The sequence below is a fragment of the Streptomyces sp. NPDC002619 genome (assembly GCF_042889305.1).
Lineage (GTDB): Bacteria > Actinomycetota > Actinomycetes > Streptomycetales > Streptomycetaceae > Streptomyces.
The window spans coordinates 87,579-113,907 of sequence record NZ_JBIAQV010000011.1 but is presented as its reverse complement, the minus strand read 5'-3'; the positions used below and the strand labels follow the sequence as shown (position 1 = coordinate 113,907).

21 protein-coding genes and 3 pseudogenes are annotated in these 26,329 nt (G+C 70.2%); 18 read left to right on the top strand and 6 right to left on the bottom strand.

All coding sequences use genetic code 11. The annotated features are described in order from the left end of the window. Positions 1-173: 173 nt before the first annotated feature. Entirely contained in the window at positions 174-1,409 is a 1,236-nt protein-coding gene (locus tag ACFYXB_RS19775; RefSeq protein ID WP_389583893.1) for an MFS transporter, read from the bottom strand. Between the two features lie 838 nt (positions 1,410-2,247). Between ACFYXB_RS19775 and fusA the strand changes: the two genes are divergently transcribed. From fusA to ACFYXB_RS19760, 3 genes and pseudogenes are all read left to right on the top strand, one after another. Then, positions 2,248-4,320, top strand: coding sequence for an elongation factor G (gene fusA, locus ACFYXB_RS19770; protein ID WP_389583890.1), 2,073 nt, complete (start codon positions 2,248-2,250; stop codon positions 4,318-4,320). 125 nt (positions 4,321-4,445) lie between these two features. Next, positions 4,446-4,646: pseudogene (locus tag ACFYXB_RS19765) on the top strand (substrate-binding domain-containing protein); the annotation flags it as partial. A gap of 125 nt (positions 4,647-4,771) precedes the next feature. Beyond that, the gene (locus tag ACFYXB_RS19760) at positions 4,772-7,015 is read left to right on the top strand and encodes a zinc ribbon domain-containing protein (RefSeq protein ID WP_389583887.1); all 2,244 of its coding nucleotides are present in this window, start codon (positions 4,772-4,774) and stop codon (positions 7,013-7,015) included. Here ACFYXB_RS19760 and ACFYXB_RS19755 read toward each other — a convergent pair. Continuing rightward, on the bottom strand, positions 6,927-8,216 hold the full coding sequence (locus ACFYXB_RS19755; protein ID WP_389583884.1) for an ROK family protein: 1,290 nt from the start codon (positions 8,214-8,216) through the stop codon (positions 6,927-6,929). The genes ACFYXB_RS19760 and ACFYXB_RS19755 overlap by 89 nt on opposite strands. A gap of 183 nt (positions 8,217-8,399) precedes the next feature. Between ACFYXB_RS19755 and ACFYXB_RS19750 the strand changes: the two genes are divergently transcribed. From ACFYXB_RS19750 to ACFYXB_RS19730, 5 genes and pseudogenes are all read left to right on the top strand, one after another. Next, positions 8,400-9,716 carry an ABC transporter substrate-binding protein gene (locus ACFYXB_RS19750; protein ID WP_389583881.1) on the top strand — a complete coding sequence of 439 codons (1,317 nt, stop codon included), beginning with the start codon at positions 8,400-8,402 and terminating at the stop codon, positions 9,714-9,716. A 5-nt stretch (positions 9,717-9,721) separates the two neighbouring features. Further along, positions 9,722-10,711, top strand: coding sequence for a carbohydrate ABC transporter permease (locus ACFYXB_RS19745; protein ID WP_389584136.1), 990 nt, complete (start codon positions 9,722-9,724; stop codon positions 10,709-10,711). Positions 10,712-10,727: 16 nt separating this feature from the next. Then, on the top strand, positions 10,728-11,567 hold the full coding sequence (locus ACFYXB_RS19740; RefSeq protein ID WP_351346833.1) for a carbohydrate ABC transporter permease: 840 nt from the start codon (positions 10,728-10,730) through the stop codon (positions 11,565-11,567). A gap of 44 nt (positions 11,568-11,611) precedes the next feature. Continuing rightward, positions 11,612-12,976 (top strand): GH1 family beta-glucosidase, encoded by a 1,365-nt coding sequence (locus ACFYXB_RS19735; protein WP_389583879.1) that lies wholly within the window; start codon positions 11,612-11,614, stop codon positions 12,974-12,976. 259 nt (positions 12,977-13,235) lie between these two features. Beyond that, positions 13,236-13,746, top strand: a pseudogene (locus tag ACFYXB_RS19730) (glycoside hydrolase family 16 protein); the annotation flags it as partial. A gap of 140 nt (positions 13,747-13,886) precedes the next feature. On the opposite strand, the gene ACFYXB_RS19725 reads toward ACFYXB_RS19730, so the two are convergent. Continuing rightward, positions 13,887-14,840: a hypothetical protein gene (locus ACFYXB_RS19725; RefSeq protein ID WP_389583877.1), complete on the bottom strand. Its 954-nt coding sequence runs from the start codon at positions 14,838-14,840 to the stop codon at positions 13,887-13,889. 615 nt (positions 14,841-15,455) lie between these two features. Between ACFYXB_RS19725 and ACFYXB_RS19720 the strand changes: the two genes are divergently transcribed. The 3 genes from ACFYXB_RS19720 to ACFYXB_RS19710 all read left to right on the top strand — a co-directional run bounded on the left by ACFYXB_RS19720 (position 15,456) and on the right by ACFYXB_RS19710 (position 17,300). After that, positions 15,456-15,815: an amidase gene (locus tag ACFYXB_RS19720; RefSeq protein WP_389583874.1), complete on the top strand. Its 360-nt coding sequence runs from the start codon at positions 15,456-15,458 to the stop codon at positions 15,813-15,815. A gap of 108 nt (positions 15,816-15,923) precedes the next feature. Then, a complete protein-coding gene (locus ACFYXB_RS19715) occupies positions 15,924-16,544 on the top strand; it encodes a hypothetical protein (RefSeq protein WP_389583871.1) in 621 nt (206 codons plus the stop codon). A 42-nt stretch (positions 16,545-16,586) separates the two neighbouring features. After that, on the top strand, positions 16,587-17,300 hold the full coding sequence (locus ACFYXB_RS19710; protein WP_351346641.1) for a YcnI family protein: 714 nt from the start codon (positions 16,587-16,589) through the stop codon (positions 17,298-17,300). A gap of 66 nt (positions 17,301-17,366) precedes the next feature. Here the strand turns inward: ACFYXB_RS19710 and ACFYXB_RS19705 are convergent, their stop codons facing one another. Next, entirely contained in the window at positions 17,367-18,131 is a 765-nt protein-coding gene (locus tag ACFYXB_RS19705; protein ID WP_389583869.1) for a CDP-alcohol phosphatidyltransferase family protein, read from the bottom strand. 107 nt (positions 18,132-18,238) lie between these two features. Between ACFYXB_RS19705 and ACFYXB_RS19700 the strand changes: the two genes are divergently transcribed. The 5 genes and pseudogenes from ACFYXB_RS19700 to ACFYXB_RS19680 all read left to right on the top strand — a co-directional run. Then, positions 18,239-19,249: a dehydrogenase gene (locus ACFYXB_RS19700; RefSeq protein WP_389583866.1), complete on the top strand. Its 1,011-nt coding sequence runs from the start codon at positions 18,239-18,241 to the stop codon at positions 19,247-19,249. 122 nt (positions 19,250-19,371) lie between these two features. Next, positions 19,372-19,770 carry a 6-carboxytetrahydropterin synthase gene (locus ACFYXB_RS19695; protein ID WP_351346646.1) on the top strand — a complete coding sequence of 133 codons (399 nt, stop codon included), beginning with the start codon at positions 19,372-19,374 and terminating at the stop codon, positions 19,768-19,770. Continuing rightward, positions 19,767-20,960 (top strand): glycosyltransferase family 4 protein, encoded by a 1,194-nt coding sequence (locus ACFYXB_RS19690; RefSeq protein WP_389583862.1) that lies wholly within the window; start codon positions 19,767-19,769, stop codon positions 20,958-20,960. Before ACFYXB_RS19695 ends, ACFYXB_RS19690 begins: the two co-directional genes overlap by 4 nt. Continuing rightward, positions 20,957-21,940: a hypothetical protein gene (locus ACFYXB_RS19685; RefSeq protein WP_389583859.1), complete on the top strand. Its 984-nt coding sequence runs from the start codon at positions 20,957-20,959 to the stop codon at positions 21,938-21,940. The genes ACFYXB_RS19690 and ACFYXB_RS19685 overlap by 4 nt, the downstream gene beginning before the upstream one ends. Then, positions 21,937-22,833, top strand: a pseudogene (locus ACFYXB_RS19680) (YbhN family protein); the annotation flags it as partial. The gene ACFYXB_RS19685 and the pseudogene ACFYXB_RS19680, both read left to right, overlap by 4 nt. A gap of 140 nt (positions 22,834-22,973) precedes the next feature. Here ACFYXB_RS19680 and ACFYXB_RS19675 read toward each other — a convergent pair. Further along, a complete protein-coding gene (locus ACFYXB_RS19675) occupies positions 22,974-23,753 on the bottom strand; it encodes a creatininase family protein (protein ID WP_388501642.1) in 780 nt (259 codons plus the stop codon). A 38-nt stretch (positions 23,754-23,791) separates the two neighbouring features. Between ACFYXB_RS19675 and ribA the strand changes: the two genes are divergently transcribed. After that, entirely contained in the window at positions 23,792-24,451 is a 660-nt protein-coding gene (ribA, locus tag ACFYXB_RS19670; protein ID WP_351346652.1) for a GTP cyclohydrolase II, read from the top strand. 33 nt (positions 24,452-24,484) lie between these two features. Then, positions 24,485-24,988 (top strand): hypothetical protein, encoded by a 504-nt coding sequence (locus tag ACFYXB_RS19665; RefSeq protein ID WP_389583855.1) that lies wholly within the window; start codon positions 24,485-24,487, stop codon positions 24,986-24,988. On the opposite strand, the gene ACFYXB_RS19660 is transcribed toward ACFYXB_RS19665, so the two are convergent. Further along, positions 24,909-26,132 (bottom strand): serine hydrolase domain-containing protein, encoded by a 1,224-nt coding sequence (locus ACFYXB_RS19660; RefSeq protein ID WP_389583853.1) that lies wholly within the window; start codon positions 26,130-26,132, stop codon positions 24,909-24,911. The two genes, ACFYXB_RS19665 and ACFYXB_RS19660, sit on opposite strands and share 80 nt — an antisense overlap. Positions 26,133-26,329: the final 197 nt, after the last annotated feature.

Genomic DNA, 26,329 nt, shown 5'->3' with positions numbered 1-26,329 from the left:
AGGCGGCGGTCCCTGTTCCCGGTGTTCACCGGGGCGCTGTCGCCGTGCTTACGACTCCGGCCGGAGGGCGATGGTCTCGCGGGTCGCTCGGTCGCGGGGGATCGGGGTCAGCCCGAAGGGGGGTGCCTGCCGTCTCCGGTGAGACGGCGGGCACCCCCATGTCCTTCTCCCGGTCAACTCGTCGCCTCGCCGATCGGGGACTGTTTCCGGCGGATCGTGAAGAGCATCGCCCACAGCGAGAACACCAGCGGTATCGCGCCGGAGATGATCACCTGACCGCGGCTGGAGACCAGACTGTTGGGGGTGCCCAGCAGATAGCCGAGGCCGATGCAGGAGCGGGACAGCGCCTGGAAGCAGGCCCAGGCACTGCCGTGCACCTCGGCGGGCACGTTCGAGTGCACCGCGTTGCGCAGGCCCACGTTGCACGCGCCGTTGCCGAAGCCGCCCAGCAGGAACAGCGGGAAGATCACGGCGGCCACGGGGATCAGCCCGGCGAGGAGCAGCCCGAGGGAGATGCCCAGCACCCCGCCCAGGATCAGCGCCGTGTGCCGGTTCGCCCAGCCCGGACGGCCCGCGAGCAGCGCCCCGGGGACGGAGCCGAGCGCCCAAGTGGCCAGGAACAGGCCGAAGACGGTGTCGTTGCCGGAGGCCACGTCACGCAAGTAGTAGACGCCCGCGACGACTTCGATGCTGGTGGCAAGCATCGCCGCGGCCAGCGCCGGCATCAGCGCGCCCACGACCGGCGCGTCCCGCAGCGCCCGATAGCCGTCCGACAGCTTCGAGGCCGGGCGGCGACCGATCGCCACGTCCATGGAACGCGGGACGGCGATCGCGGTGCACCAGGCGAGGACGAGGAACGAGGCGCCGTCGACGCCGAGCAGGACGGCGGTGTCCCACACGGAGTGCAGGAAGCCCGCCAGTGCCGGCCCCAGCAGCCCCGCCACCGAAAGCCCGGCGGTGAGCAGGCTGTTGGCCCGGCCCGTGTGCTCCTCGCCCGCGACAGCGGGAAGAATCTTGAAACCGGCTGCCACGGACGCCACTCCGGCCAGCCCCGACACGGCGATCAGTGCCACCCGCAGATGGAACCCCTCGACGGCGGCGGCGCCGCCCAGCGACAACGCCTGGACGACCAGGGCCCACAGGCACACGGACCGGGCGCTGACCCGGTCCACGAGGGACCCGATGACCGGCGCGGCGATCACCGTGGGCACGAGGTCGGCCAGGAACACCTCGGTCACACCCCAGCGGATGTTGTCGTCCGCCGCGTCCAGCACCAGACCGATGGAGGCGAGCGAGTCGCCGACGCGGGACAAGAGGGTTCCCGCGATCAGGATGAGGACGGGAGCCGGGACCAGCGTGCTTCGGCGCAGCTTGGCGAACGTCGTCTTCCGTGTCTTCTGGGTGTCCAATCGAGTCCAATCCATTCGCTCGCCGCCGCTTAAAGGATGCTCGCGGAACAGATTAAGCCCGTTTCCAAAGGAGTAGGTCGCTCACCGGCCATTTCTTGTACCGCCACCGGCGATCTCCACGATGTCCGTTCCGTCGTTTACGAGTCCTGGTTTCCAGGCCAGGAGCCCGACTTCACGAGAGCTTCACATCCGTTCCTGGCCGAGACGCCGGTGAAGGCGCACCGCCACCGCCCGGAGTTGACGTCGCCCGCCGGATGAATGTCCGGAAAATGTCGGGCAACATGGCCGACCGGCACACCCTGATCCGCAACCGCCCGGATCGCCGCCTGAGTGGCCTTCTATGTGAATTCAGGGAAGAGAGCGGAGAAAAGGGACCGAACGGGATCTCCGGAATAGAGGTAACCGTTTCGGAGCGTGTCAACGGCCCTCCGGCGCGGGGCGCTCCATTTCTCGCGACTCTCAAGTCGGCCCAGCCGTAGGGCAATACGAATGCCGGGACCGTCGAAAATCGGGTGACCCGGACACGCCACCCTCCCTACACTCGCCACACATCGCGTGCCGCCATCGAACCGACGGCGCGCCGCCTTGAAAAGTGGACGAGTGAGGGGAGCAGGCCGTGCGTGACCGCACCGCTGTCGTCGTTCCCCGCGCCCGCTACGAGGTGATCCTCGTGTCCCCGCGCGCCCGGTGCCCGCAGCGCGGCCGGCACCGGACTCCGTGACGCATCCCTGACGCTTTCAACAGCTCACGTATGTCCGAAAGTTGAAGGTCCTCCACCGCGTCACGGCACCGCATCGCGCCGTCCCTTTCTGAACCACTCCTCGAAAGGCATCGGGCCGTGCGCACCGAACCTCTCCGCCACCGCACCACCGCACTCGCCGCCGTACGCAACCTGGGCATCCTGGCCCACGTCGACGCCGGCAAGACCACCGTCACCGAGCGGATCCTCTACGCGACCGGGACCACACACCGGCGCGGCGAGGTCCACGACGGCACCACCGTCACCGACTTCGACCCACAGGAGCGCGACCGTGGCATCACCATCTTCGCCGCGGCCGTCAGCTGCGCCTGGGACGGTCACCGCATCAACCTGATCGACACCCCGGGCCACGTCGACTTCGCCGACGAGGTCGAGCGCTCGCTGCGTGTGCTCGACGGCGCGATCGCGGTGTTCGACGCCGTCGCCGGAGTCGAGCCGCAGAGCGAGTCGGTATGGCGGCAGGCGGACCGTTACGGCGTCCCGCGAATCGCGTTCGTCAACAAAATGGACCGCGCGGGCGCCGACCTCGACGCAGCCGTCGAGTCGATACGGCGGCGACTGCACCCGGCGCCACTCGTCGTGCAGGTGCCGATCGGCACGGAGGACGGGTTCACGGGCGTGGTCGACCTGGTGGGGATGCGGTCCCTGGTCTGGGCCGACGGTGACAGTACGGCCGAGGAGGGGCCGGTGCCGGAGGCGCTGAGCGAGGAGGCCGAGCGGCGCCGCCGACTGCTGGAGGAGGCGGTGGCCGAGCTGAACGCGGCCGCGCTGGAGGAGTTCTGCGCGCACTCCGCCCTGTCCACGCCGACCCTCACCGCCGCGCTGCGCGAGCTGACCCGTACCGGCGACGGTGTGGTGGTGCTGTGCGGCTCGGCGTACCGCAACCGCGGCGTCGAGCCGCTGCTGGACGCCGTTGTCACCTATCTGCCCTCACCGCTCGACGTGCCCGCCGTACGCGGCATGCACGACGGCGTCGAGGAGCGGCGGGCCGCCGACCCCGAAGCCCCGTTCGCGGCGCTGGCGTTCAAGGTGAACGCAACCGCCACCGGGCGGCTGACGTATCTGCGCGTCTACTCCGGAACGATCGAGAAAGGAGACACCGTGTGGGACCCGGGCACACGCCGTACCGAGCGGGTCGCGCGGATCCTGCGCGTCATGGCGGACCGGCACGAACGACTGGAGCGCGCGGTCGCCGGGGACATCGTCGCCGTGGCCGGCCTCAAGTCCACCCGCGCAGGCTCGACTTTGTGTACCCCGGACGCCCCGCTGGTCCTGGAACCGCCGGCGGTCGCCGACCCGGTGGTGTCGGTGGCGGTCGAGGCACGCGCGAGCACCGACACCGGCCGACTGGCCGCCGCGCTGGCCCGGCTCGCCGAGGAGGATCCGTCGCTGGTGGTGCGGACCGACGCCGAGACGGGCCAGACCGTGCTGTCCGGCATGGGCGAACTCCACCTCGACGTCGCGGTGGAGAAGCTCCACCAGGACACCGGTCTGGAGGTCACTGTCGGCTGTCCCGGGGTGGCTTACCGGGAGACCGTCGTCCGGGGTGTGTCCGGGCTGGTCTACCGGCACGTCAAACAGGACGGCGGGGCCGGGCAGTTCGCCCATGTCGTGCTCGACGTGGAGCCGTCGGCCGCCGAAGTCGGCGCCAAGGGCTTCGAGTTCAGCTCGGCCGTCGTCGGCGGCGGGGTGCCGCGGGAGTACGTGCGCGCGGTCGAGGCCGGCTGCCGGGACGCCCTCGCCGAGGGGCCGCTCGGCGGGCACCCGGTGACCGGGCTGCGGGTCACCCTGACCGACGGGGCGACGCACGTGAAGGACTCGTCCGACACGGCGTTCCGGACGGCCGGACGACTCGCGCTCCGCGCCGCCCTGCGCGCCTGCACCATGGTCCTGCTGGAACCGGTCGCCGAGGTCACGGTCACCGTGCCCGAGGACGCCGTCGGTGGGGTGCTCGGCGACCTCGCTGCCCGACGCGGCCGGGTCACGGGCTCCGAGACGCGCGGCGGCGCGGCGGTACTCACCGCCACCGTGCCACTGGCCGAACTGTTCGGCTACGCAACCCGGTTGCGCAGCCGCACCCAGGGCCGCGGCACCTTCACCACCCGGCCCACCGGCTACGCGCCGGCCCCGGGAGAGGTGCGGGTCAGGTAGGGGCAGCGGCGTGCGGCCACCCTGATGGCAGTTCGCACCACGAAAGAGTGTGATTCGTGGTGCGAACTGCGGGTGGCGCGTCAAGAGGTGTGGGCGGCACCCTGGGGGGCCTGACGGGTGCTGCGCCCCGCGAGGTCGCGGTCGTCGGCTTCGACGACTCCAGCGTCGCGGTCACCTGCCGCCCCCAACTCACCACCGTCCGCGGGCCGGTGGAGGACATGGCCGCCGAGATGTCCCGCCTGCTCGACAAACACATCCAGGGCGCGCGGACGGAACCGACGTCGGTGGTCTTCGATCCGGTATTGATGGTGAGGGATTCGGCGTAGGGCCGCAGTGCCGGTGGTGGCCGGGCATTGTCAGTGGCGGCACGTAGCTTTGGCATTGTTTGCCGGATCACTCGTGGTGCGGACACGTCGCCGTTGTCGAGAGGAAAAAAGGGGGTGGGCTGTCGGTGAGTGCCGAGCTGCTGGAAACCGTGCCCGCCTCCGACGACGCTCCAGTGCGCCGGTTCCGGGGGAAGAACAAAGGCACACGCTGGACGCGCGGGAAAGACGCCGAGCTCGCGGTGATCCGGCTGCCGTTGGACGTCCACGATGCCGCCACCCGGCGCCGGGTTGAGCAGCTGTACTCGGCGATGTGGTCCATCAAGCGGGCGTTGCAGCGTGATGCCCGGGCCGCGGTGGATGCGTTCTGGGCTGGTGACGTGCGCCGTGAGGCGGACGCGAAAGCGTGGCGCCTCGAGTTGGGCCTGTCCCGGGAGGGGATGGAGCGTCGCGCGTATCGGCACATGGAAGCTTCCCGGCACCTCGCGCACCACGTAACCAAAGCGTTGGTGATGCATCAAGCCGACGAGGTCTTCGAGACGTCGGTGAGCCGGCACCTGTTCCTGGACGCGTCCGGCCGCCGTTTCGGGCGGCCGAGGGTCGGCCGGTGGTGGGACTACACGCGCATTCCCGGCCGCGCCCGCTCCCACACCGTCGCCCGGAAGTGGGAGACGTTCCGGTTGCACGGCACCCTCACAGGGCATCTGGACGCCTACCGGCACCGCAACCTCGACGACGCGGTGGCCACCCCCGAGCAGGCCGGGGCACTGCCTGCGGGTAAGCGGGTTCTCGAGCAGCCGCGTCGCATGGCCGTGCCGGCACGCCCTTCGGGGCGTATTGACACAGGAGAACGGACGGCGAAGGGCGCGCCCAAGACCCGGGCCGCCACGTGGTGGGACCACACCGGCCCCCTGGCCGTCGTCGTCACCGGCGGCGCCGCCGGCACGCGCGCAGACCTGGTCCTGCCCGTGCGGCTTCCCTCGGGTTCGGGCCGATGGCCGCGGCTGCTGCACTTCCTGAACAACCCCGATACCTGGCACAAGATCGACCTCGTACGCCGTCGCGACGCCGGCGCACCTGGTGGCTGGGCGTACGAAGCCCACCTCACGGTCCTCACCGCAGGCTACGCATCCCCCGCCACCCGCGCCCGCCGCAAGGCGGCCGCCGGGCTCGAGCGGGTCGGTGGCATCGACGGCAACGTCTCCAACCTCTCCGTTGTATCTTTCCCGGCCACGTTCGACCCGGCTGCCGGGTCTGTCACATCGTCCCGGGTCGAGCTGACCGACGACGAGCATGCCGCCCTGGAGAAGGCCCGCCGCAAGGAACGCGGCCGCAAGCGGGCCCTCGACCGCTCCCGCAGGGCATCGAACCCGGTCCAGTACCGGCCGTCGAAGCGGCAACTGGCCCGGGCCGAGCGTCGGCAGGCCGCCGGCCTGCCTGTGCGGGCAGTCGAAGTGCCCGGGGGTGCCCGGGCAGCAAACAAGGCCAAAGTGCCCAAGCAGGCATACCGGCGGGACGCCCTGTCGGCCGGCTACCGCTTCAACCGGGCCCGCCTCGCTGAAGCCGCAGCGACCGCGGCGGCGGCGAAAGACCACCGCGCCAGGCACATCGCCGAGCGGATCGTCGTCGGCCACGGCGCCAACCTCGTGGTGGAGGACTGCGACATCCGCGCCTGGTACCGGCTGTGGGGTAAAGCCCTGCAAGCCACCACCCCAGGGCGGCTCATCACCGCCATAGCCCGGGAATGCGAGAAGACCGGCGGCCGGATGCTCCGCGCCTCCACCTTCACCACCAAGCTCTCCCAGACCTGCCTGTGCGGCCAGAGGGTCCCTAAAACCCTCTCCGACCGGATCCACGCCTGCCCCGACTGCGGGCTGGTCGCAGACCGCGACATGGTCTCCGCCGCCGTCACGGCACACGTCCGCGTCGGCGACCCGGACGACCCCAGCACGGCGCGCGTGGACACTGTCCAGGCCCGCCACACACAGATCCTGTTTGAACAAGGGCTGCAAGAAGCCCTGTCGAGTCAACCGCAGCGCGGTGCCCGCCCCGCACGGGGCCGCACCCACGCGGCAGCCCATAAGCCCGAGATCTCCGGTCCCAGGGCCTCTGCTCGGCGAACACCACCAACCGGTACCGGCCCACCCCGAATGAGACCCGACCCGCAACCGAGCGGCACAAGGCCCACGTCGGAGCGACCGCCCACGCGGAACACGCACCACCCAAACGCGCGTCCCCGCACGGAAACCGGACGGCCATCACACCAGCATTACGTGATGACTCTTAGACCAGCCTCCCGCCCAACGCCGTACGCCAAGCCGGTGACGGAACCGGGTCCGGATCCGGAGACATGCGGTGTCCGCCCCGCGTGAAGAAGTCGGACAGCGGGAGGATCGCCGCGCCGACCGTCACCGCGTCCGGGCCGAGATGGCCCATCTCGATGCCCACACGGCCCGCTGGGTACGTCAGCGCATGGGCGAGGGCGTGGCCGCGCACCTCCTCCAGGAACGCCGCCCCCAGCTGGAGCCCTGCCCAGCCGCCCACCAGGACCCGCTCCGGCTGGAAGAGGTTGACCAGGTCCGACAGGCCCGCGCCCAGGAACTCCGCCGTCTCCGCGAGGACCGCCGAGGCCACCGGGTCCGGCTCCCCGCCGTCCCCGGGACGTGCCGCCGCGAGCAACTGAGTCAGCGCCGTCTCCTCGTCCGCCTCTGCCGACGGCCGCCCGCCCGCCTCCCGCCACCGCGCCAGCAACGCCTCCGCGCCCGCGTACGCCTCCAGACAGCCCAGCGCTCCGCACCGGCACCGGCGCCCCCTGACCCGTACCGTCAGATGCCCCCACTCGACCGCCCGCCCCTGTTCCACCTCCTCGGTGACCACACACGCGCCGACCCCCGAACCGAACAGCACCACCACGGCGTTGCGCGCGCCGCGCCCCGCGCCGAACCACATCTCCGCCTGGCCCAGGGTCTTGGCGCCGTTGTCGATGAAGTACGGTACGTGCGGCGGGAGTTGGCCGGTGCGGCGCAGCAGCCGCTCCAACGGCACCGCGTCCCAGCCCATCGTCTGGCCGTGCACCACCGCGCCCTCGCCACCGCCCCGTTCGACGATCCCCGGCACCCCGATCCCCACGCCGAGCAGTTCGTCCGCCGCCACCCCGGCCGTCCGTAGGACCTCGGCGACGCCGTCCTGGACATGGCCGACGACCACGTCGACGTCGTACCGGCTCGACGTCAACGTCCGCTCCGCGCGGGCCTGCTCGGCGAGCGTCAGGTCGAACAGCTCGACGCGCACCCCTGTCTCGCCGACGTCGACGCCGATCATGTGTCCGCTGCCGGGCACCACCCGCAGCAGGGTGCGCGGCCGGCCGCTGTCCGAGCCGACGCTGCCCGCCTCCTCCAGTAGCCCGTCGGCGAGCAGTTCCGCCACCACATTGCTGATGGAACCCGAACTCAGCCCGGTCGCCGGACCCAGTGCGTGACGGCTCATTGGGCCGTCGAAATACAACCGTTGCAGAACGGCCGCGCGGCTCTCCCGTCGCAGGTCACGCACCGTACGACCACCCCGCACCACCACCTGGCCTCCTCGTGCCGTGCCTCGTCCGGTCAGATACCTGTGCCGGATCCCTTGACGAGCGTTTCTCTCAGGGTTTAACTCACGTCCTAAATTAAGCCATGAGGGCCTTCGGTGGTGGAACGGGGTGTCGCCGACCGGAACCCGCCCTCGGGTCTCGACTCCCGGAAAGGGACACCAGGAGCCATGCGCAGCATCCGAGCCGCGGCCGTAGGCGCCGTCACCATGTCTTTCGCCCTTGCCCTCACGGCCTGCGGAGGCGGTTCGTCCAGCGGCGACGGGTCTAACGACTCGCCGAAGACGCTGACCTACTGGGCCTCCAACCAGGGCGCGAGCATCGCCGTCGACAAGCAGGTCCTCCAGCCCGAACTCGACAAGTTCGAGAAGCAGACGGGCATCAAGGTGAAGCTGGAGGTCGTCCCCTGGTCGGACCTGCTCAACCGGATCCTCACCGCGACCACCTCCGGCCAGGGCCCCGACGTCCTGAACATCGGCAACACCTGGAGCGCCTCGCTGCAGGCCACCGGCGCGCTGCAGCCGTGGGACGCCAAGAACTTCGGCAAGATCGGCGGCAAGGACCGCTTCGTCGACTCGGCGCTCGGCTCCACCGGCGCCGAGGGCAAGGACCCGGCCGCCGTACCGCTGTACTCGATGGCGTACGCGCTCTACTACAACAAGGAGATCTTCGCCGACGCCGGCATCAGCAAGCCCCCGGCGACCTGGGACGAGCTGATCGCCGACGGCAAGAAGATCAAGGCCAAGGGCAAGACCGTCCTCGGCGCCGAGGGCTCGAACCTGTCGGAGAACATCCACCACGTCTTCGTCTTCGCCAAGCAGCACGGCGCCGACTTCTTCACCGCCGACGGCAAGCCCGACTTCACCAACGACAACGTGGTCGCCGCCGTCAAGCAGTACGTCGACCTGATGGCCAAGGACAAGGTCATCCCGATCGGCGACGCCGAGTACGCGCAGAACCAGTCCGTGAGCGACTTCGCCAAGGGCAAGCAGGCGATCCTGCTGTGGCAGTCGGCCGCGGCCAACCTCAAGTCCCAGGGCATGAGCGAGGACAAGTACGGCATCGCCCCCGTCCCGGTCCAGTCCGGCGCCCCCGGCACCGGCGCCCAGGTCAACTCCATGGTCGCCGGCATCAACATCGCCGTCTTCAAGAACAGCAAGAACCTCGACGGCGCCACGCAGTTCGTGAAGTTCATGACCAGCGACGACGAGCAGAAGATCCTCAACAAGGCCTACACCTCCATCCCGCCGGTCAAGGCCGCGCAGGAGGACGCCGCCTTCAACTCCCCGTCGAACGCCGTCCTGAAGAGCACCCTGGCCACCAGCGCCGCCGCGCTGCCGCAGGTGGCGGCCGAGTCGCAGTTCGAGACGGCGGTCGGTACGGCGGTCAAGGACCTGTTCGCCGACGTCGCCGCCGGACGGGCGGTGACCACCGACTCGGTCAAGGCCAAGCTGGAGAAGGCCCAGCAGCAGATGCCGGCGGCGTGAGCACGATGAACGGAACCACCGCGCTCAAGGAGCCGGTGCGCAAGACCTCCCCCGGTGCGGCGCGCGAACCCCGCCGCCGCACCGGGCGGATCCGCCGCATCGGACTGCCGTACCTGCTGCTCCTGCCTGCCCTGCTGCTCGAACTCCTGGTCCACCTGGTGCCGATGGTCATCGGCATCGTCATGAGCTTCAAGGAGCTCACCCAGTTCTACATCCGCGACTGGAGTAACGCTCCCTGGTCCGGCATCGACAACTACAAGGTGTCGGTGGACTTCGACGCCCCCGTCGGCCAAGCGCTGCTGCACTCCTTCTTCGTCACTGTCGGCTTCACCCTGCTGTCGGTCGCCCTGTGCTGGCTGATCGGCACCACGGCCGCGATCTACATGCAGGACACCTTCCGCGGCCGCGGCTTCCTGCGCGCGCTGTTCCTGGTGCCGTACGCGCTGCCCGTCTACGCGGCCGTCATCACCTGGGTGTTCATGTTCCAGCACGACAACGGCCTGGTGAACCACGTCCTGCACGACCAGCTGCACCTCACCGACAAGCCGTCCTTCTGGCTCATCGGCGACAACAGCTTCTACGCGCTGCTCGTCGTATCGGTGTGGAAGGGCTGGCCGTTCGCCTTCCTCATCGTGATGGCCGGCCTGCAGAACATCCCCAAGGAACTGTACGAGGCGGCCGCGTTGGACGGCGCCGGGATGCTGCAGCAGATCCGCCGCATCACACTCCCGTCCCTCCGCCCCGTCAACCAGGTGCTGATCCTGGTGCTGTTCCTGTGGACGTTCAACGACTTCAACACGCCGTACGTCCTGTTCGGCAAGTCGGCGCCCGAGGCCGCGGACCTCATCTCGGTCCACATCTACCAGGCCTCCTTCGTCACCTGGAACTTCGGCACCGGCTCCGCGATGTCCGTCCTGCTGCTGCTCTTCCTGCTCGTGGTGACGGGCGCGTACCTGCTGCTCACCTCGCGCGGACGGAGGACCGCCGATGTCTAGCTCCCCGGCCTCCCCGATGGCCCCGCCGCGCTCCTTCCTCTGGTCCCGGCGGATCTTCCTCACCCTGCTCACGGGCTTTGTCCTGATACCCGTCTACGTCATGATCTCCAGCTCGCTGAAGCCGCTGGCGGACGTCACGGGCAAGTTCCGCTGGCTGCCCAGCGGCCTCACGATTCGGCCGTACATCGACATCTGGTCCACGGTCCCGCTGGCGAAGTACTTCATGAACTCGCTGATCGTGGCGGGCGCGGCGACGATCTGCTCGGTCGTGATCGCGGTGTTCGCCGCGTACGCGGTGAGCCGCTACAACTTCCGCGGCAAGCGCGTCTTCACGGTCACCGTCCTGTCGACGCAGATGTTCCCGGGCATCCTCTTCCTTCTGCCCCTGTTCCTGCTCTACGTCAACATCGGCAACGCCACCGGCATCGCGCTGTTCGGCTCGCGCGGCGGCCTGATCCTGACGTACCTCACCTTCTCGCTCCCGTTCTCGATCTGGATGCTGATCGGGTACTTCGACTCGGTGCCGCGGGACCTGGACGAGGCGGCGCTGGTGGACGGCTGCGGCCCGCTGGGCGCGCTGTTCCGGGTCGTGGTCCCGGCCGCGATCCCCGGCATCGTCGCGGTGGCCGTCTACGCCTTCATGACGGCGTGGGGCGAGGTGCTCTTCGCGTCGGTGATGACCAACGACACCACGCGCACGCTGGCCGTCGGCCTCCAGGGCTACTCGACCCTCAACGACGTCTACTGGAACCAGATCATGGCCGCCTCGCTGGTCGTCAGCGTGCCCGTGGTCGCCGGCTTCCTCCTCCTGCAGCGCTATCTGGTCGCCGGGCTGACGGCGGGAGCCGTCAAGTGACCTTCCTCCCGGCCAGCAACGCCCCCCATTCCGAAAGGACTTCCGTGTCCGACCGCATCGACCTCGCCGCACTCCCGCACGACTTCCTGTGGGGCACGGCCACAGCGGCCTACCAGATCGAGGGAGCCGTCAACGAGGACGGCCGTGCCCCGTCGATCTGGGACACCTTCTCGCACACCCCCGGGAAGATCGACAACGACGACAACGGCGACGTCGCCTGCGACCACTACCACCGCTGGCGCGAGGACATCGGCCTGATGCGCCAACTGGGCACGAACGCCTATCGGTTGTCGATTGCCTGGCCGCGTGTGCTGCCCGGCGGCGATGGCGAGGTGAACCCCAAGGGCCTGGCCTTCTACGATGAGTTGGTCGACGGCCTGCTGGAAGCAGGCATCACCCCCACCGTCACCCTCTACCACTGGGACCTGCCCCAGGCACTCCAGGACCGAGGCGGCTGGCCCGAGCGCGAAACCGCCGAGCACTTCGCCGCGTACGCCTCGGTCGTGGCGGAGCGCCTGGGTGACCGCGTCTCGCACTGGGCCACGCTCAACGAGCCGTCCTGCTCGGCCTGGATCGGCCACCTCGAGGGCAAGATGGCCCCGGGCTTCACGGACCTGACGGCCGCGGTGCGCACGTCGTACCACCTCCTGCTGGGCCACGGCCTGGCGGTCCAGGCGATCCGCGCGGCCGCCCCCGAAGCCCGCATCGGCATCGTCAACAACCTCTCGACGGTGTACGCCGCCACGGACCGCCCCGAGGACGAGGCCGCTGCCGTACGCCACGACGGCCACGTCAACCGCTGGTGGCTGGACCCGGTGCACGGCCGAGGCTTCCCGGCGGACATGCGCGAGGTGTACGGCGTAGAGCTCCCGGAGCGTTCGGGCGATTTGGAAACTATCGCCGCGCCGCTGGACTGGCTGGGCCTGAACTACTACTTCCCGGCGTACGTAGAGGCCGACCCCAACGGCCCCGCGCCGTTCGTCCGTTCGGTCCGCCGCCCCGACGTCCCGCGCACGGGCATGGACTGGGAGATCGACGCGAGCGGCATCGAGACCCTGCTGCTGCGCCTCACGAACGAGTACGGCGCCCGCAAGCTGTACGTCACCGAGAACGGCTCGTCCTACCCGGACGTCGTACGTCCCGACGGCACCATCGACGACCCCGAGCGCCAGGAGTACCTGGTCGACCACCTGGCCGCCGTGGCCTCGGCGGCCCGCAAGGGCGCTCCGCTGGCCGGCTACTTCGCCTGGTCCCTCCTGGACAACTTCGAGTGGGCGTACGGCTACGACAAGCGCTTCGGCCTGGTCCACGTGGACTACGACACCCAGGTCCGCACGATCAAGGGCAGCGGCCACCGGTACGCGGACATCGTCCGCACACACCGCAGCCGCACACGCCGGGCCGCCTGAGTCCGGCCCGGACGGTGGGCGCGGGTGGGGGGACCCGCGTCCACCGGGGGGAGGTTGGATGTCATAGACACGCCATCCCGTGGCCGCATGAAATCCCGTGGCCCTCGCATCCTCCTGACCATCCTGGCCACGGCGGCACTGCTGGCCACGGCCCCGGCGTTAACCGTCCCGGCCTCCGCGGCGATCACCGCGGTGAGCTGGGACACCGACCGAGCGGCCACCGCGTACACGGCGAACCCGGCCGCCGTCACAGCCTCCGGTGAGCGCACGGATGCGGTTGCCGGTCGGCGACGGCTTCTGGCCCGCGTTCTGGCTCCTGGGCAGCAACGTCGACGACCCGTCGGTCTCCTGGCCTGCCTCCGGCGAGACCGACATCATGGAGAACATCGGCTACGGCGACTGGACGAGCACGGCCCTGCACGGCCCCGGCTACTCGGCGGATGGCAACATCGGCGCCCGCCAGACGTACGCGAACGGCGGCACGGCCGACCAGTGGCACACCTACGCGGTGGAGTGGACCCCGACGGCCATGCGCTTCTACGTCGACGACCGGCTGGTCCAGGAGACGACACGGAACGTACTGGAGTCGACACGCGGGAAGTAGGTGTACGACCACAACCAGCAACCTGGCGCTGGGCGGAGCTTATCCGGCGGGGTGGAACAAGGTGACGACTCCCTACTGGGGGCTGCCGCAGTCGAGTGTAGACCGGGTTGCGGGTGGGGGAGTGCAGGCTGAGGTGGACTGGGTGCTGGTGGAACAGAAACGCTGAGTACCGTTTTTCGGCTTCCCGCGGCTCCGACAGGTTCCCTCGGCCGCAGGTTCCGAGTCCGCCCGGATCGCAAGCGCCACTCGCCCGTCGTTTCCGACTGGAGGCGGCGGTACCGGGGCCCCTGCTCCGAGATCCCCCGTCTACTGGCCCGGAAGACGCAGGTTGATCAGCGGCCGGTTGCGTACTCCGTCCATGACCGAGTGGTCGATGGAGGGCCGGGGACGCGGCGCGGCGGCAGTCAGGTTGATGATGCCGCGGTCGCTCAGGGCGGTCTGCCACTCGCTCGGGTGGGGCCGGGTTCCGCGTTCGCCCGCGGCCTGCGAGAAGAGCCTCTGAGCAGCCTCTGCCTGGCGCTCGTTCAGACAGCCGGCGACAGCCTGCAGCCGCTTGTCCGGTCTGAGATACGCCTCCTGGGCGAGGATGCGAGCCGCCATGAGGGCCGTCTTGTACGCATCCGTGTCCACACTGGCCTCGGTGGAGGGCGCGAGCGGGTCGTTCCAGTCAGGGGTGGCGGCCTGGGCCTGGACGGCTGGACGCCCTACTCGTCGAAATCCGTCGCAGTCGAGGAAATGGACAGCGGGTTCAGGGCTGAGCGACCACAGGACGTTGGCCTGCGAGATGTCCCCGATCACCAGTCCGGCGGAGTGGAACCAACTGACGGCTTCGACGCAGGCCGAGGCGAGAGTCCTGCGCTGCCCGGGAGTTGGCTGCTGTACCTCCTTCCAGGCCACCTTTGGCCGTCTGATCAGGTACTGCAACTCGAGGAGCTTCGTCGCCCCGGTCGCTGTACGCCACGTCATGTGAGACGGAGCGCGCTTCATGAGAAAGCCGAGCGTTCGGCCGCCCTCGACGACACGGCACAACGGCCACGCGGCAAGGGCATTCATGCGGGTCCGGTCACCTTGTCCGAGACCCTGACGGAACGCGACCAAGTCGGCAAGGGCACTGCCGTTGACCTTGGACGGGTCCTTGTACTCCTTGTAGAGAAGCGACCCGTCGGTGATGGCGTGCACATCGCCCTGGCCGCCGCTGCCGATCCGGTCCCCCAGCGTGAGCGAAGAGCGGGCGACGTCGGCGCCGTCCTCCGTGCTCATGCGCTCTCCTCCCACACGCAGATGACGGTCCTGTCGTCGTCGTAGGACTTGACCCGTGTCTGTGCCTGCCACAGGAAGTCGGACAGGGACGGGACTTCGGGCCCACCCCAGGCATCGGCGAGGTGCCGAGCGAACTCCGGGTCCTTCTGGGTGAGAGGGTTGGTGATGCCGTCGGTGCCCAGCAGAAGGACGTCGCCCGGCTCGGTGCGCAGCAGGGTGGCCTTGACGCTGTGGTACGCGTGAGGGAGAGCCTCGGTGCGCGTGTCCAGTCTCAGTGCAGCAGCGCTCCCCGAGGCAACTCATGATCAGCGCGATAGTGCGCGGTGATCACAAGGGGATCTGCTGTTCGGCGTGTTCGGTGATCGCCGGGTACGCGTCCAGAGAGTTCACCGGGGTCGACCGGTTGGCGTGATCACGCGTTCGAGTGACATTTCCTGGCGTGGGCACGCGGGGTGATCGCGGACCGTTTGGATCAGTAACGGGAGTGCCAAATCGCCAGTTGCCAGGGGGAATCACATGGCTCCGCATGTCCATCACGATCCGGACGGAACGACGAACGGTCGTAGCGACGCCACCGGATTCTGTGTCGCTCAGGAACGTCACAGGTTCGCCCTCGTGGACGACTCGTTCGACAGCCCGGACTTCGATGACGAGAGGTATGCGAGCCTGCGCGTGCGGCCGCCGGCTGGATGCGAACCGGCCGACTGGGGGCGCTTCGCCCTCAAGTGCGAGCGGCCCGGTGTTTCGCTTCTTGGCGCGGTCGCCGACACCGTCGACGAGATCCGTCGCGATCATGGGGTGGTCCTGAACAGCCTCGGCATTGAGAAGCCAGGTGAGTGGTACGGCGAAGGCAGGGACGGATACAAGGCGGAGATCGTGGCCCACCTGCTTCTCTCGGCTGTCTACCGAGCCGAGCTCATTGGGTACGGGCGCGAAGAGCTGATCCGGCTGCTCGACTCGACGGGCATCGAATAGACGGGCGGCGGCCCGAGGTCATCAGGAGGGGTGAGCTCGTTGCGTGGCGGCTGACTGAACACGATATCGGCGCCACACGTACCCCCCTCCGTGGGAGGATCCCTCACCATGAGCGCCTCCCCGGCGGTACGGAGTCTGCGCGCCGCGGTGTTCGCCGCCGTGTGCGTGCTGCTCGGTGCCGCCGGGCACGGGCTTGCCATGGGGGACATGCCGCCGGTCTGGGCCGATGCGGCCGGGTTTCTCGCCGTGTTCTGCCTGGGGTGGCTGCTCGGTGGGCGGGAGCGTTCGCTGGCAGGGATCGGTGTCGCCATGTTCGTCACCCAGGCCGGTCTGCACGTCGGCTTCGGTGCGGCGGCTCAGGCTCGTACGGTCCATCCCGCGCACGCCATGCACATGGCCCACGGCCACACCATGGCCGCCATGTCGACGATGTCCGGCGCGCCGCATCCTCATGCCGTCACCGCCCACGCCACCGCCGCCCACATCCTCGCCGCGCTCATCGCCTCCTGGTGGTTGCGGCGCGGTGAGGCCGCGCTCTGGTCGCTGTTGCGGCGTGCCGTCTCGCTCGTGCCGGGGCTCGTTGCCTGGTGGCGGGGTGTCCCCATCCCCGTTCCCGTCCCCGGTCGTCGGCCCTCTCGCACCCCCGACCTCGCAGGGCCGCCCCGCCGACTTCACCTGCGGTACGCCCTGCTTCGGCGTGGGCCTCCTCCGATCCCGTACGCAATCTGACCCCCCCAACATCCCTCACTCAGTACGGAGATCCACCCACCCATGTCCACCCCCCTGCGCCGCGCCGGCCTCGTCACCGCCCTCGCCCTCACCGGCGTCCTCACCGCCGCCGGTGTCGCCTCCGCTCACGTCACGGTTCACCCCGAGAGCTACCCGAAGGGCGCCACCGACGGTGTCCTGACCTTCCGCGTCCCCAATGAGGAGGACAGCGCCTCCACCACCAAGGTGCAGGTCTTCCTGCCCACCGACCATCCCGTCCTCGGTGTTCTCGTCTCCCCGCACGACGGCTGGACCGCCAAGGTCACCACCACCAAGCTCAAGAACCCCGTCAAGACCGACGACGGCACGATCACCGACGCCGTCTCCGAGATCACCTGGACGGGAGGGAAGATCGGCGCCGGGGAGTTCGAGGACTTCGACGTCGCTTTCGGGCAGCTGCCCGAGGTCACCGGGCAGTTGGCCTTCAAGACCCTCCAGACCTACTCCGACGGCAAGATCGTCCGGTGGATCGAGGAGCCCCAGGGAGGGGAGGAGTCGGAGAACCCGGCGCCGGTGCTCAAGCTCACGGCCGGCACCGACCCGGCAGCCACGCAGACCGCTCCGGCGGCCACCAAACCCGGCAAGGCGACGTCGGCCGCCCAGGACTCCAGCGACGGTACCGCCCGTGGTCTCGGCATCGCCGGGCTCGTCGTGGGCGTGCTCGGCCTCGCCGCAGGCGCTTTCGTGATCGTACGCAGCCGCCACGCACGGTCGTAAGCACGCAGCGAGGGCCCGGATCAGTTGCTGATCGATCCGGGCCCTCGCTCCGACACACCCAGCCCCTCACCGCACCGCCAGCTCCAGCATCTCCTCCGTCGGCGCGTCCGGGACCGTGATGCGCGACGTCCGCCACAGCCACAACACATCCCGCCCGAACGACCACCCCAGCGAACCCAGCGCCACCAGCACCACCCCGAAGTTGACGGCGTACGGCAGGAGTTGCGCGCCCGCGAGCAACAGGCACACCCCCTGAATCGCCGCCACCGTCTTGCGCGCGAACGACGGCGGCAGCGGGGCGTTCAGCCAGGGCGCCACCCGGGCCGCCGCCACGAACGCGTACCGCATCCCGCCGATCAGCAGTACCCACGGACCGAGCTGCGTGGACACGTACACGCTCAGCACCAGGATCAGGAACGCGTCCACCTCCATGTCGAAGCGGGCGCCCAAAGCCGTCGACGTGCCCGTGCGGCGAGCCACCTTGCCGTCCACTCCGTCGAGGATCAGGGCCACCGCCGTCAGGCCGACCAGCAGGGTGACCGGCGGTGAGCTCTCGAAGGAGTCCGCCACCAGCGCCGTCACGCCGCCGACCAGCGTCGCCCGGCCCAGCGTGACCCGGTTCGCCGGACCGAAGGTGCGCAGGCGGGAGCGGTGCAGTGCGCGGGAGAGGACCGCCCAGGTGGCGAACGCGAACGCCAGGCCGGTGAGCCAGCCCGCCGGGCCCATGCCGATCGCCGTGCCCAGCAGGGCGAGGAGCAGGATCTGCACGCCCGCGCCCACCGCCGGCTCCTGCTGGACCATCCTCGCGTCGTATGTGTTGTTCAGGGCCACCGCGCATCCTCCGGCCGAGTGACAGAGTCGATCAACGCCGCGTACTGTGCGCGGCCTGTGCACATCTCGGTACGTGAACAACTTCCCGATCGTTCAGGAGGATGCCGATGAACCGCTCGGCGCGCGCGTTCTGGCTCCGCTCACCGGGCCTCGGCGAGCTCCGCGACGTCACCCTTCCGGACCCCGGCGAGGGCGAGGTGCTGGTGCGCGCCCTCTACTCCGGAGTCAGCCGGGGGACCGAGACGCTGGTCTTTCGAGGCGGCGTTCCGGAGAGCCAATTCGGCGTCATGCGGGCGCCGTTCCAGGAAGGGGACTTCCCCGCGCCTGTGAAGTACGGCTACCTCAGTGTCGGCCAGGTCGAGGAGGGGCCCGATGCGCTGATCGGGCGTACGGTCTTCTGCCTGTATCCGCATCAGAGCCGTTACGTCGTTCCGGTGAGCGCGGTGACCGTGGTGCCCGAGCGGGTGCCCGCCGAGCGGGCCGTCCTCGCCGGGACCGTGGAGACCGCCGTCAACGCCCTGTGGGACGCCGCACCCCTCGTCGGGGACCGGATCGCCGTCGTCGGCGGTGGCATGGTCGGGTGCTCCGTCGCCGCGCTGCTCGCCCGCTTCCCGGGCGTGCGGCTCCAGCTCGTCGACGCCGACCCCGCGCGCGCCAAGACCGCCCATGCCCTCGGTGTCGACTTCGCCTCGCCCGCCGACGCCCTCGGCGACTGCGACCTGGTCGTCCACGCCAGCGCCAGTGAGCAGGGCCTCGCCCGCTCCCTCGAACTGCTCGCCCCCGAGGGCACGGTCCTCGAACTGAGCTGGTACGGCGACCGGCGCGTGTCCCTTCCGCTCGGCGAGGCCTTCCACTCCCGGCGCCTCACCGTCCGCAGCAGCCAGGTCGGCTCCGTCTCCCCGGCCCGCCGGGCGAGCCGTACCTACGCCGACCGGCTCGCCCTCGCCCTCGACCTGCTCGCCGACGCGGCACTGGACGCGCTGATCACGGGGGAGAGTGACTTCGAGGACCTGCCGGACCTGATGCCCAAGCTCGCCTCCGGCGAGATTCCGGCCCTCTGCCACCGGGTCCGGTACACCGACCTCGGCTCCCCGGTAAGGCAAGACGGCCTGACCTGAGAAAAGAGTGCGGGACGGCTGAACACGGGGAAGCGAAGAGCCGTACTACACAACATCCCCCGGCACGGAACAGGCAGGGATCGGCGGGGGGACCAGACGCGCCGCACCTGGAGGGTCGTCCGTTGTTCAGCATCACCGTCCGCGATCACATCATGATCGCCCACAGCTTCCACGGCGAGGTGTTCGGGCCCGCGCAGCGACTGCACGGCGCCACGTTCCTGGTGGACGCGACGTTCCGGCGCGAGCAGTTGGACGAGGACAACATCGTCGTCGACATCGGACTGGCCACACAGGAACTCGGTGCGGTCGTCAGCGAGTTGAACTACCGGAATCTCGATAACGAGCCCGACTTCGCCGGCATCAACACCTCCACGGAGTTCCTGGCCAAGGTCATCGCCGACCGGCTCGCCGAGCGTATCGAGAAGGGCGCGCTGGGCGAGGGCGCCAAGGGGCTGGCGGGCATCACGGTCACCCTGCACGAGTCGCACGTGGCCTGGGCGAGTTACGAGCGTGCCCTGTGAGCGATGCCACCATCGACCGGACCTCGCCCGCGAGTTCCCTGACCTACGTGCCCGTCCAGCCCGCGGGCCTTCACCACGTCGGGATCGTCCCCATGTCCCTGCGGACCGTGCACTTCGTCATGCCGGGTGGCGTCGACGACCCGGCCGCACCGAGCGGCGGCAACGCCTACGACCGGCGGGTCTGCCTGGATCTGCCGGGCTTCGGGTGGCAGGTCGCCCGGCACGCCGTCGACGGGGCCTGGCCGCGGCCCGCGCGCGCCGACCGCGACGAACTCGCCCGTAAGCTGCGGGAGTTTCCGGACGGTTCCGTCGTGCTGCTGGACGGGCTGGTTGCCTGCGGGGTGCCCGAGGTCGTCGTCCCGGAGGCGCAGCGGCTGCGCCTGGCCGTCCTCGTCCATCTTCCGCTCGGCGACGAGACCGGCCTCGATCCAGCCGTCGCGGCCGACCTCGATGCGAAAGAGCGTGCGGTGCTGCGGGCGGTGCCCGCGGTCGTGGCTACCAGCGAGTGGGCCGTACGCCGCCTCGTCTCCCACCACGGCCTCGCCCCCGAGCGCGTCCACGTCGCCGCCCCCGGCGCCGACATCGCGCCCCTCGCCTCCGGCGGCGACGGAGTTTCGCATCTGCTGTGCGTGGCGGCCGTGACGCCGCGCAAGGGGCAGCACCGGCTGGTGGAGGCCCTCGCAGCGGTACGGGACCTGCCGTGGAGCTGCGTCTGCGTGGGTGGGCTCGGGCAGGATCCCGAGTACGTCGCTCGTCTGCGGGCACTGATCGAGCGGTACGGGCTGGCGGACCGGCTGTATCTCGCCGGGCCCCGCTCCGGCGCCGACCTCGACGCCAGTTACGCCGCCGCCGACCTGATGGTTCTCACGTCGTACGCCGAGACGTACGGCATGGCCGTGACCGAGGCCCTCGCGCGCGGGATTCCGGTACTCGCGACCGACGTCGGTGGGCTGCCCGAGGCGGTCGGCCGCGCCCCCGACGGCGGGGTGCCCGGCATCCTCGTCCCGCCGGAGGACCCGGCCGCCCTCGCCGCGGAGCTGCGCGGCTGGTTCGGCGAGGCCGACGTACGCCGCCGTCTCAAGGCGGCCGCCCGTGGTCGCCGCGCGGCGCTCGACGGCTGGGCGACGACGGCCCGCAGCCTGGCAGGAGTACTCCAACGACTTCCCGACGAACCCCGGAGGGCGGCATGAAGGCGTCGACCACGAATGTGTCGCGGGGGACGAGCGGCGACGGATCGGAGCATTCCTCCGAGGTCATTCCCGGAGCCGGCCCCGTCCCGCGCCCCGGCGAGCGGCCCACCCTGAGGCTGCGCGAGTCCGGTCCCGAGGAGCCGCCCCGGTACGCGCCCGAGTGGCTGGAGCTGCGGGAAGGTGCCGACGCCGCCGCTCGGTCGATCGATCTGCTCGCCCCCCTGCGGATCCGGCTCGCCAATCAGCCGGCCGGCTCGGGCAGCTCGGGTGGGATCGTCGTGCACGACCTGGGGTGCGGCACCGGGTCGATGGGCCGCTGGCTGGCGCCCCGGCTCGACGGCGCCCAGCACTGGGTCCTGCACGACCGCGACCCCTACCTGCTGCACTTCGCCGCCGTCGCCTCCCCGCGCGTCGCCGCCGACGGCAGCCACGTCACCGTGGAGACACGGCGCGGTGACGTGGCCCGGCTGACCGCGGACGTGCTGGCCGGAGCCTCCCTGGTGACCGCGTCCGCGCTGCTCGACGTCCTCACCCGCGACGAGGTCGAGACGCTCGCCACCGTCTGTGTGGACGCCGGATGTCCCGCCCTGCTGACGCTCTCCGTCGCCGGACGCGTCGAAGTCACCCCGTCCGACCCGCTGGACGCCGAGATCGCCGACGCGTTCAACGCCCACCAGCGACAAGCCGGACTGCTCGGACCCGACGCGATCACCGTGACCTGCGAGGCCTTCGCCGACCGCGGGGCCACGGTCAAGGTCCATCCCAGCGCCTGGCACCTCGGCCCCGGGGAGGCCGCGCTCACCGCCCAGTGGCTGCGCGGCTGGGTCGGCGCCGCCGTCGAGCAGCGCCCGGAGCTGCGTGAACGCGCCGAGAGCTACCTCCGGGACAGGTTGGCGGCGTGTGCGGCCGGCGAACTGCACGTCGTCGTCCAGCACAACGATCTGCTCGCCCTGGTCCGGCCGAAGGACGGAGCGTCATGAGCGCCCAGACGCTGGTGAGGGCGGAGGCAGCACCCCGTACGGCAGGAGCGGCCACCTCCGCAGGCGTGCGCACGCTCCTCAACAACCGTGCCCTGCGAACCCACTTCGGCACCGTCACCGGAACCGTCATCCTGGGTGTCCTCCTCTGGCGACTCGGCACCGGTGTGTTCCTGGACGGGCTCCGGCGGCTCGACGTCCCCACCCTCCTGCTGGCCGTCACCATCGGCGTCGTCACCACCGTGTTCAGCGCCTGGCGCTGGCAGTTGGTGGCCCGTGGGCTGCGGCTCCGGCTGCCGCTCGGGGCCGCCATCGCCGACTACTACCGCGCCCTGTTCCTCAACGCGGCCCTCCCCGGCGGCGTTCTGGGCGACGTCCACCGCGCGGTGCGGCACGGACAGAGCGCCGGTGACCTCGGCCGGGGCGTTCGTGCGGTTGTACTGGAACGCGTCGCCGGTCAGGTCGCGCTGGCCATGATCGGCTCCGTGCTGCTGCTGACTTTGCCGTCCCCGGTCCGGGACGACGTCCGCGACTTCGCGCCGCTGGTGGCCCTCGCCCTGGCGGGCGCGCTCGCCGTCGTCCTCGCTGTCCGGATGAATCGCGCGCCCTCCGACAACGGCGGCGGCCCTTTGCGCCGTACCCTCGGTGAGGCCCGCCGGGGACTGCTCTCCCGCGACAACTGGCCCGGTGTGGCGCTGTCTTCCGTAGTCATCCTCGCCGGGCACCTCGCGATGTTCGTCATAGCGGCGCGGGTCGCCGGATCAGCCGCCTCCGTTCCGGCGCTGCTGCCGATCGCGGTGCTCGCCCTGGTCGCCATGGGACTGCCGCTGAACGTCGGCGGGTTCGGGCCCCGCGAGGGTGCCACCGCCTGGGCGTTCGGCGCCGCCGGCCTCGGCGCGAGCAGCGGACTCGCGACCGCGGTCGTGTACGGCGTCCTGAGCTTCGCGGCGAGCCTGCCCGGCCTCGCGGTGCTCGTCGTCCGCTGGTACGGCGGACTGCGCGCCGCCCGAGCCGCCGTACCCCTTCCGAAGCCCCGTCAGTTCGCGGAATCCGTCGCCGAACCCTCCCCGGACGCAAGCAGCCTGAAATACGCTGCGAAGGATCCGGCAAGACTCGCCAGCAGTTGCTTCCCCTTTTCCGCCGACCCCAGGGAAGGACGGCCGATGACACCCGATTCGGTATAGGCGGACATTCCCACGGTGAGCAGATGACGACGGTCGTCCGCGGTGAAATCGGCGGACTCATAACCAGGGCGGACCAATTCGGGATGAGCGTGCAGCAGAATGGAGGTCTCGATTTCGCCGGCGTGCATGTCGGTAAGCAGCGAGGTCACCACGCCCGCCCGCTCCCGCGCCGTCTCCCAGTCCTCCGCGGCCGGGAACAGCGCCATCCGCTCCCCGCGCGCCGAGGACTCCTGGACCACGTTGCCCAATACGTAGTTGCCGCCGTGGCCGTTGACCACGACGAGCGCGTCCACGCCGGACCGGCGCAGCGACTCGGCGATGTCCCGCACCACCGCATGAAGGGTCACGGAGGAGATGCTGACGGTCCCCGGCCAGGCCGCGTGTTCGTGCGAGCAGGCGATCGTCACCGGAGGAAGGAGGTGCACCGGGAACGCGTCGGCGATCTCCCGGGCGATGGCACAGGCGACGAGCGTGTCGGTCGCGAGCGGAAGGAAGGGGCCGTGCTGTTCGAAGCTCCCGACGGGAAGGACGGCGACCTGTGGTGAGACGCCCGCCCCGCGCGTCCGTACGTCTTCCGTGGTGTCCCCCGGCAACAGACCGTATGCCGCTGTACGCGCGCCCGAACCACTCATCTTTTCACGGCCTTTCGTCTCTGCTTAGGAATCAGATCATGACAGAAAAAGTTGGCGTACTCGGCAAGAAGCCATCACCGCGCAAGGGCGTGGAACGCGTCGTGAATGCCCCGCTGCCCACCGTGTACGGGAAATTCCAGGCGATCGGTTACCTGGACCACGAACGCGGTGACGAGCAAGTGGCGCTGGTGTACGGCGACATCGGCGCCGAGGACGTGCTGACCCGGCTGCATTCGGAGTGCCTGACCGGTGACGCGTTCGGTTCCCAGCACTGTGAGTGCGGCGACCAGTTGGCGTCGGCGCTGCGTGCGGTCGTCGCCGAGGGCAGCGGCATCGTCGTCTATCTGAGAGGACACGAAGGCCGCGGTATCGGCCTGCTCGCCAAGCTGCGCGCGATGGCCCTGCAGGCGGAGGGCCTGGACACCGTCGAGGCGAACCTCGCGCTCGGCCTGCCGGTCGACGCCCGGGACTACGGCGTCGCCGCCGAGATCCTGCACGACCTGGGTGTCCGCTCCGTACGCCTGATGTCGAACAACCCGCGCAAGCGCGAGGCGCTGCTGCGGCACGGCATTCAGGTCGTCGAGGAGGTGCCGCTGCTGATCCCGCCGTGCGAGAACAACATCACCTACCTGCGGACCAAGCGGGAACGCCTCGACCACCGCCTGCCCCATCTGGATGCGGTCGCGCACTGGTCCTGATTCCCGGCGCGCGGGTCCGGACAGGAAGAGGGCATGACCGACGAGATCCTCTTCCTCTCCGGAGACCGGGTGACGGAGCTGCTCGACGCGGACACGGCGATCGCGTCGCAGCGCGCGGCCTTCACCGCGCTCGGCACCGGCGGCGCCGACCTGCCCGCGAAGATCATGCATCCGAGTCGCTTCGACGACAGCGTGGTCTTCGCGTACGTCTCCCGAATGTCGGCGGACACCGGCGCGGTGGCGAAGTTCGGCAGCGTCAACCCGGCCAACGCGGCGGCCGGGCTGCCCACCGTCCACGCCGTCGTCAGCGCCCTCGACCCGGATACCGGGCGGCTCGTCGCCGTCATGGACGGTACGGCGGTGACCACCCTGCGCACGGTCGCAGGCAGCGCGGTCGCCGTCGACGCCCTGGCCACGCCCGGCAACGCGGACCTCGCTCTCCTCGGCTCCGGTACTCTCACTCCACGATCGCCTCGTGCACCAGCCGCTTCAGCTCCGGGAACACCTTCAGCGTCTTCGGCCGCACCTGGGTCATGAACTGCACGGTGAGATCGCGGCCGGGGTCCACCCAGAACGTCGTGGTCGCCACTCCGCTCCAGCCGTACGTACCGAGGCCGGTCGGGGCGACGGTGCGCTCCGGGTCGATCACCACGGAGACACCGAAGCCGAAGCCGACGCCCTCGTTGCCGGGCTCCTGATGGGCCGGGGCGCCGAACGTGTTCACGTCGACGCCGCCGGGTAGGTGGTTGCGGGTCATCAGGGCCACCGACTCACGGCTCAGCACCCGCGTGCCGTCCAGCTCGCCGCCCCGGCGCAGCATCTCGGCGAAGCGGTGGTAGTCGTACGCCGTGGCGACCATGCCGCCACTGCCGGACAGGAAGCGGGGACGGCCGCGCAGCGGCAGACCGGGGATCGGTTCGATGCCGCCGTCCTCGGTTTCGCCGTACAACTCGGAGAGTCTGCCTGCCTGTTCGGGCACGATGTGGAAGCCCGCGTCCGTCATGCCCAGCGGGCGGAAGATCCGCTCGGCGTAGAACGCGTCGAGGGGTTGTCCGGACACCACCTCCACGACGCGGCCCAGCACGTTGGAGGCGACCGAGTAGTTCCACTGCGTGCCCGGCTCGAACTGCAGTGGCAGCGAGGCGTACACGTCCATGGTCTCGGCGAGGTCCGCGCCGGGCGGCACCGACGACTCCAGGCGGGCGGCGCGATAGAGGGCGTCGACCGGGTGGGAGTAGTAGAAGCCGAAGGTCAGCCCCGAGGTGTGGGTGAGCAGGTGCCGGATCAGGATCGGTCCGTCGGCCGGCCGGGTGCGCACCTCACTGCCCGAACCGCTCTCGTACACCCGCGGGTTGGCGAAGGCCGGCAGGTACCTTTCGAGCGGGTCGTCCAGGGACAGCCGCCCCTCCTCCACCAGGATCAGCGCGGCGACCGCGGTGACCGGCTTGGTCATGGAGTAGATCCGCCACAGCGTGTCCGGTTCCACCGGCAGTCCGGCCGAGCGGTCGCGGTGACCGTGCGTGGTGAGGTGGGCGACCCGGCCGCCGCGGGCCACGGCCATCAGGAAGCCGGGCAGCCGCCCCTCGTCGACATAGTGGGCGAAGTGCTGGTTGAGGCGGTCCAGCGCCTTCGCGTCCAGCCCGGCCTCTTCCGGGTCGACTTCCTGTCGCAGCTGTGCCATCTCTCTCCTCCGGTCGCGTCGTACGAGGTGCGTGCGGCGTACCCCACCGGGACGTCCTCGTACCTCACCGATCTCATCGTCGCGCAGGATCAGGCGAACGGACCCGCACATCGGGGTGTGGTGTGATCGACGCTACGTAGCGCCCCGGCAGCGCGGGGGCCGCCGTCGCCCCCGGTACGGCCACCGTGGCCGGCATG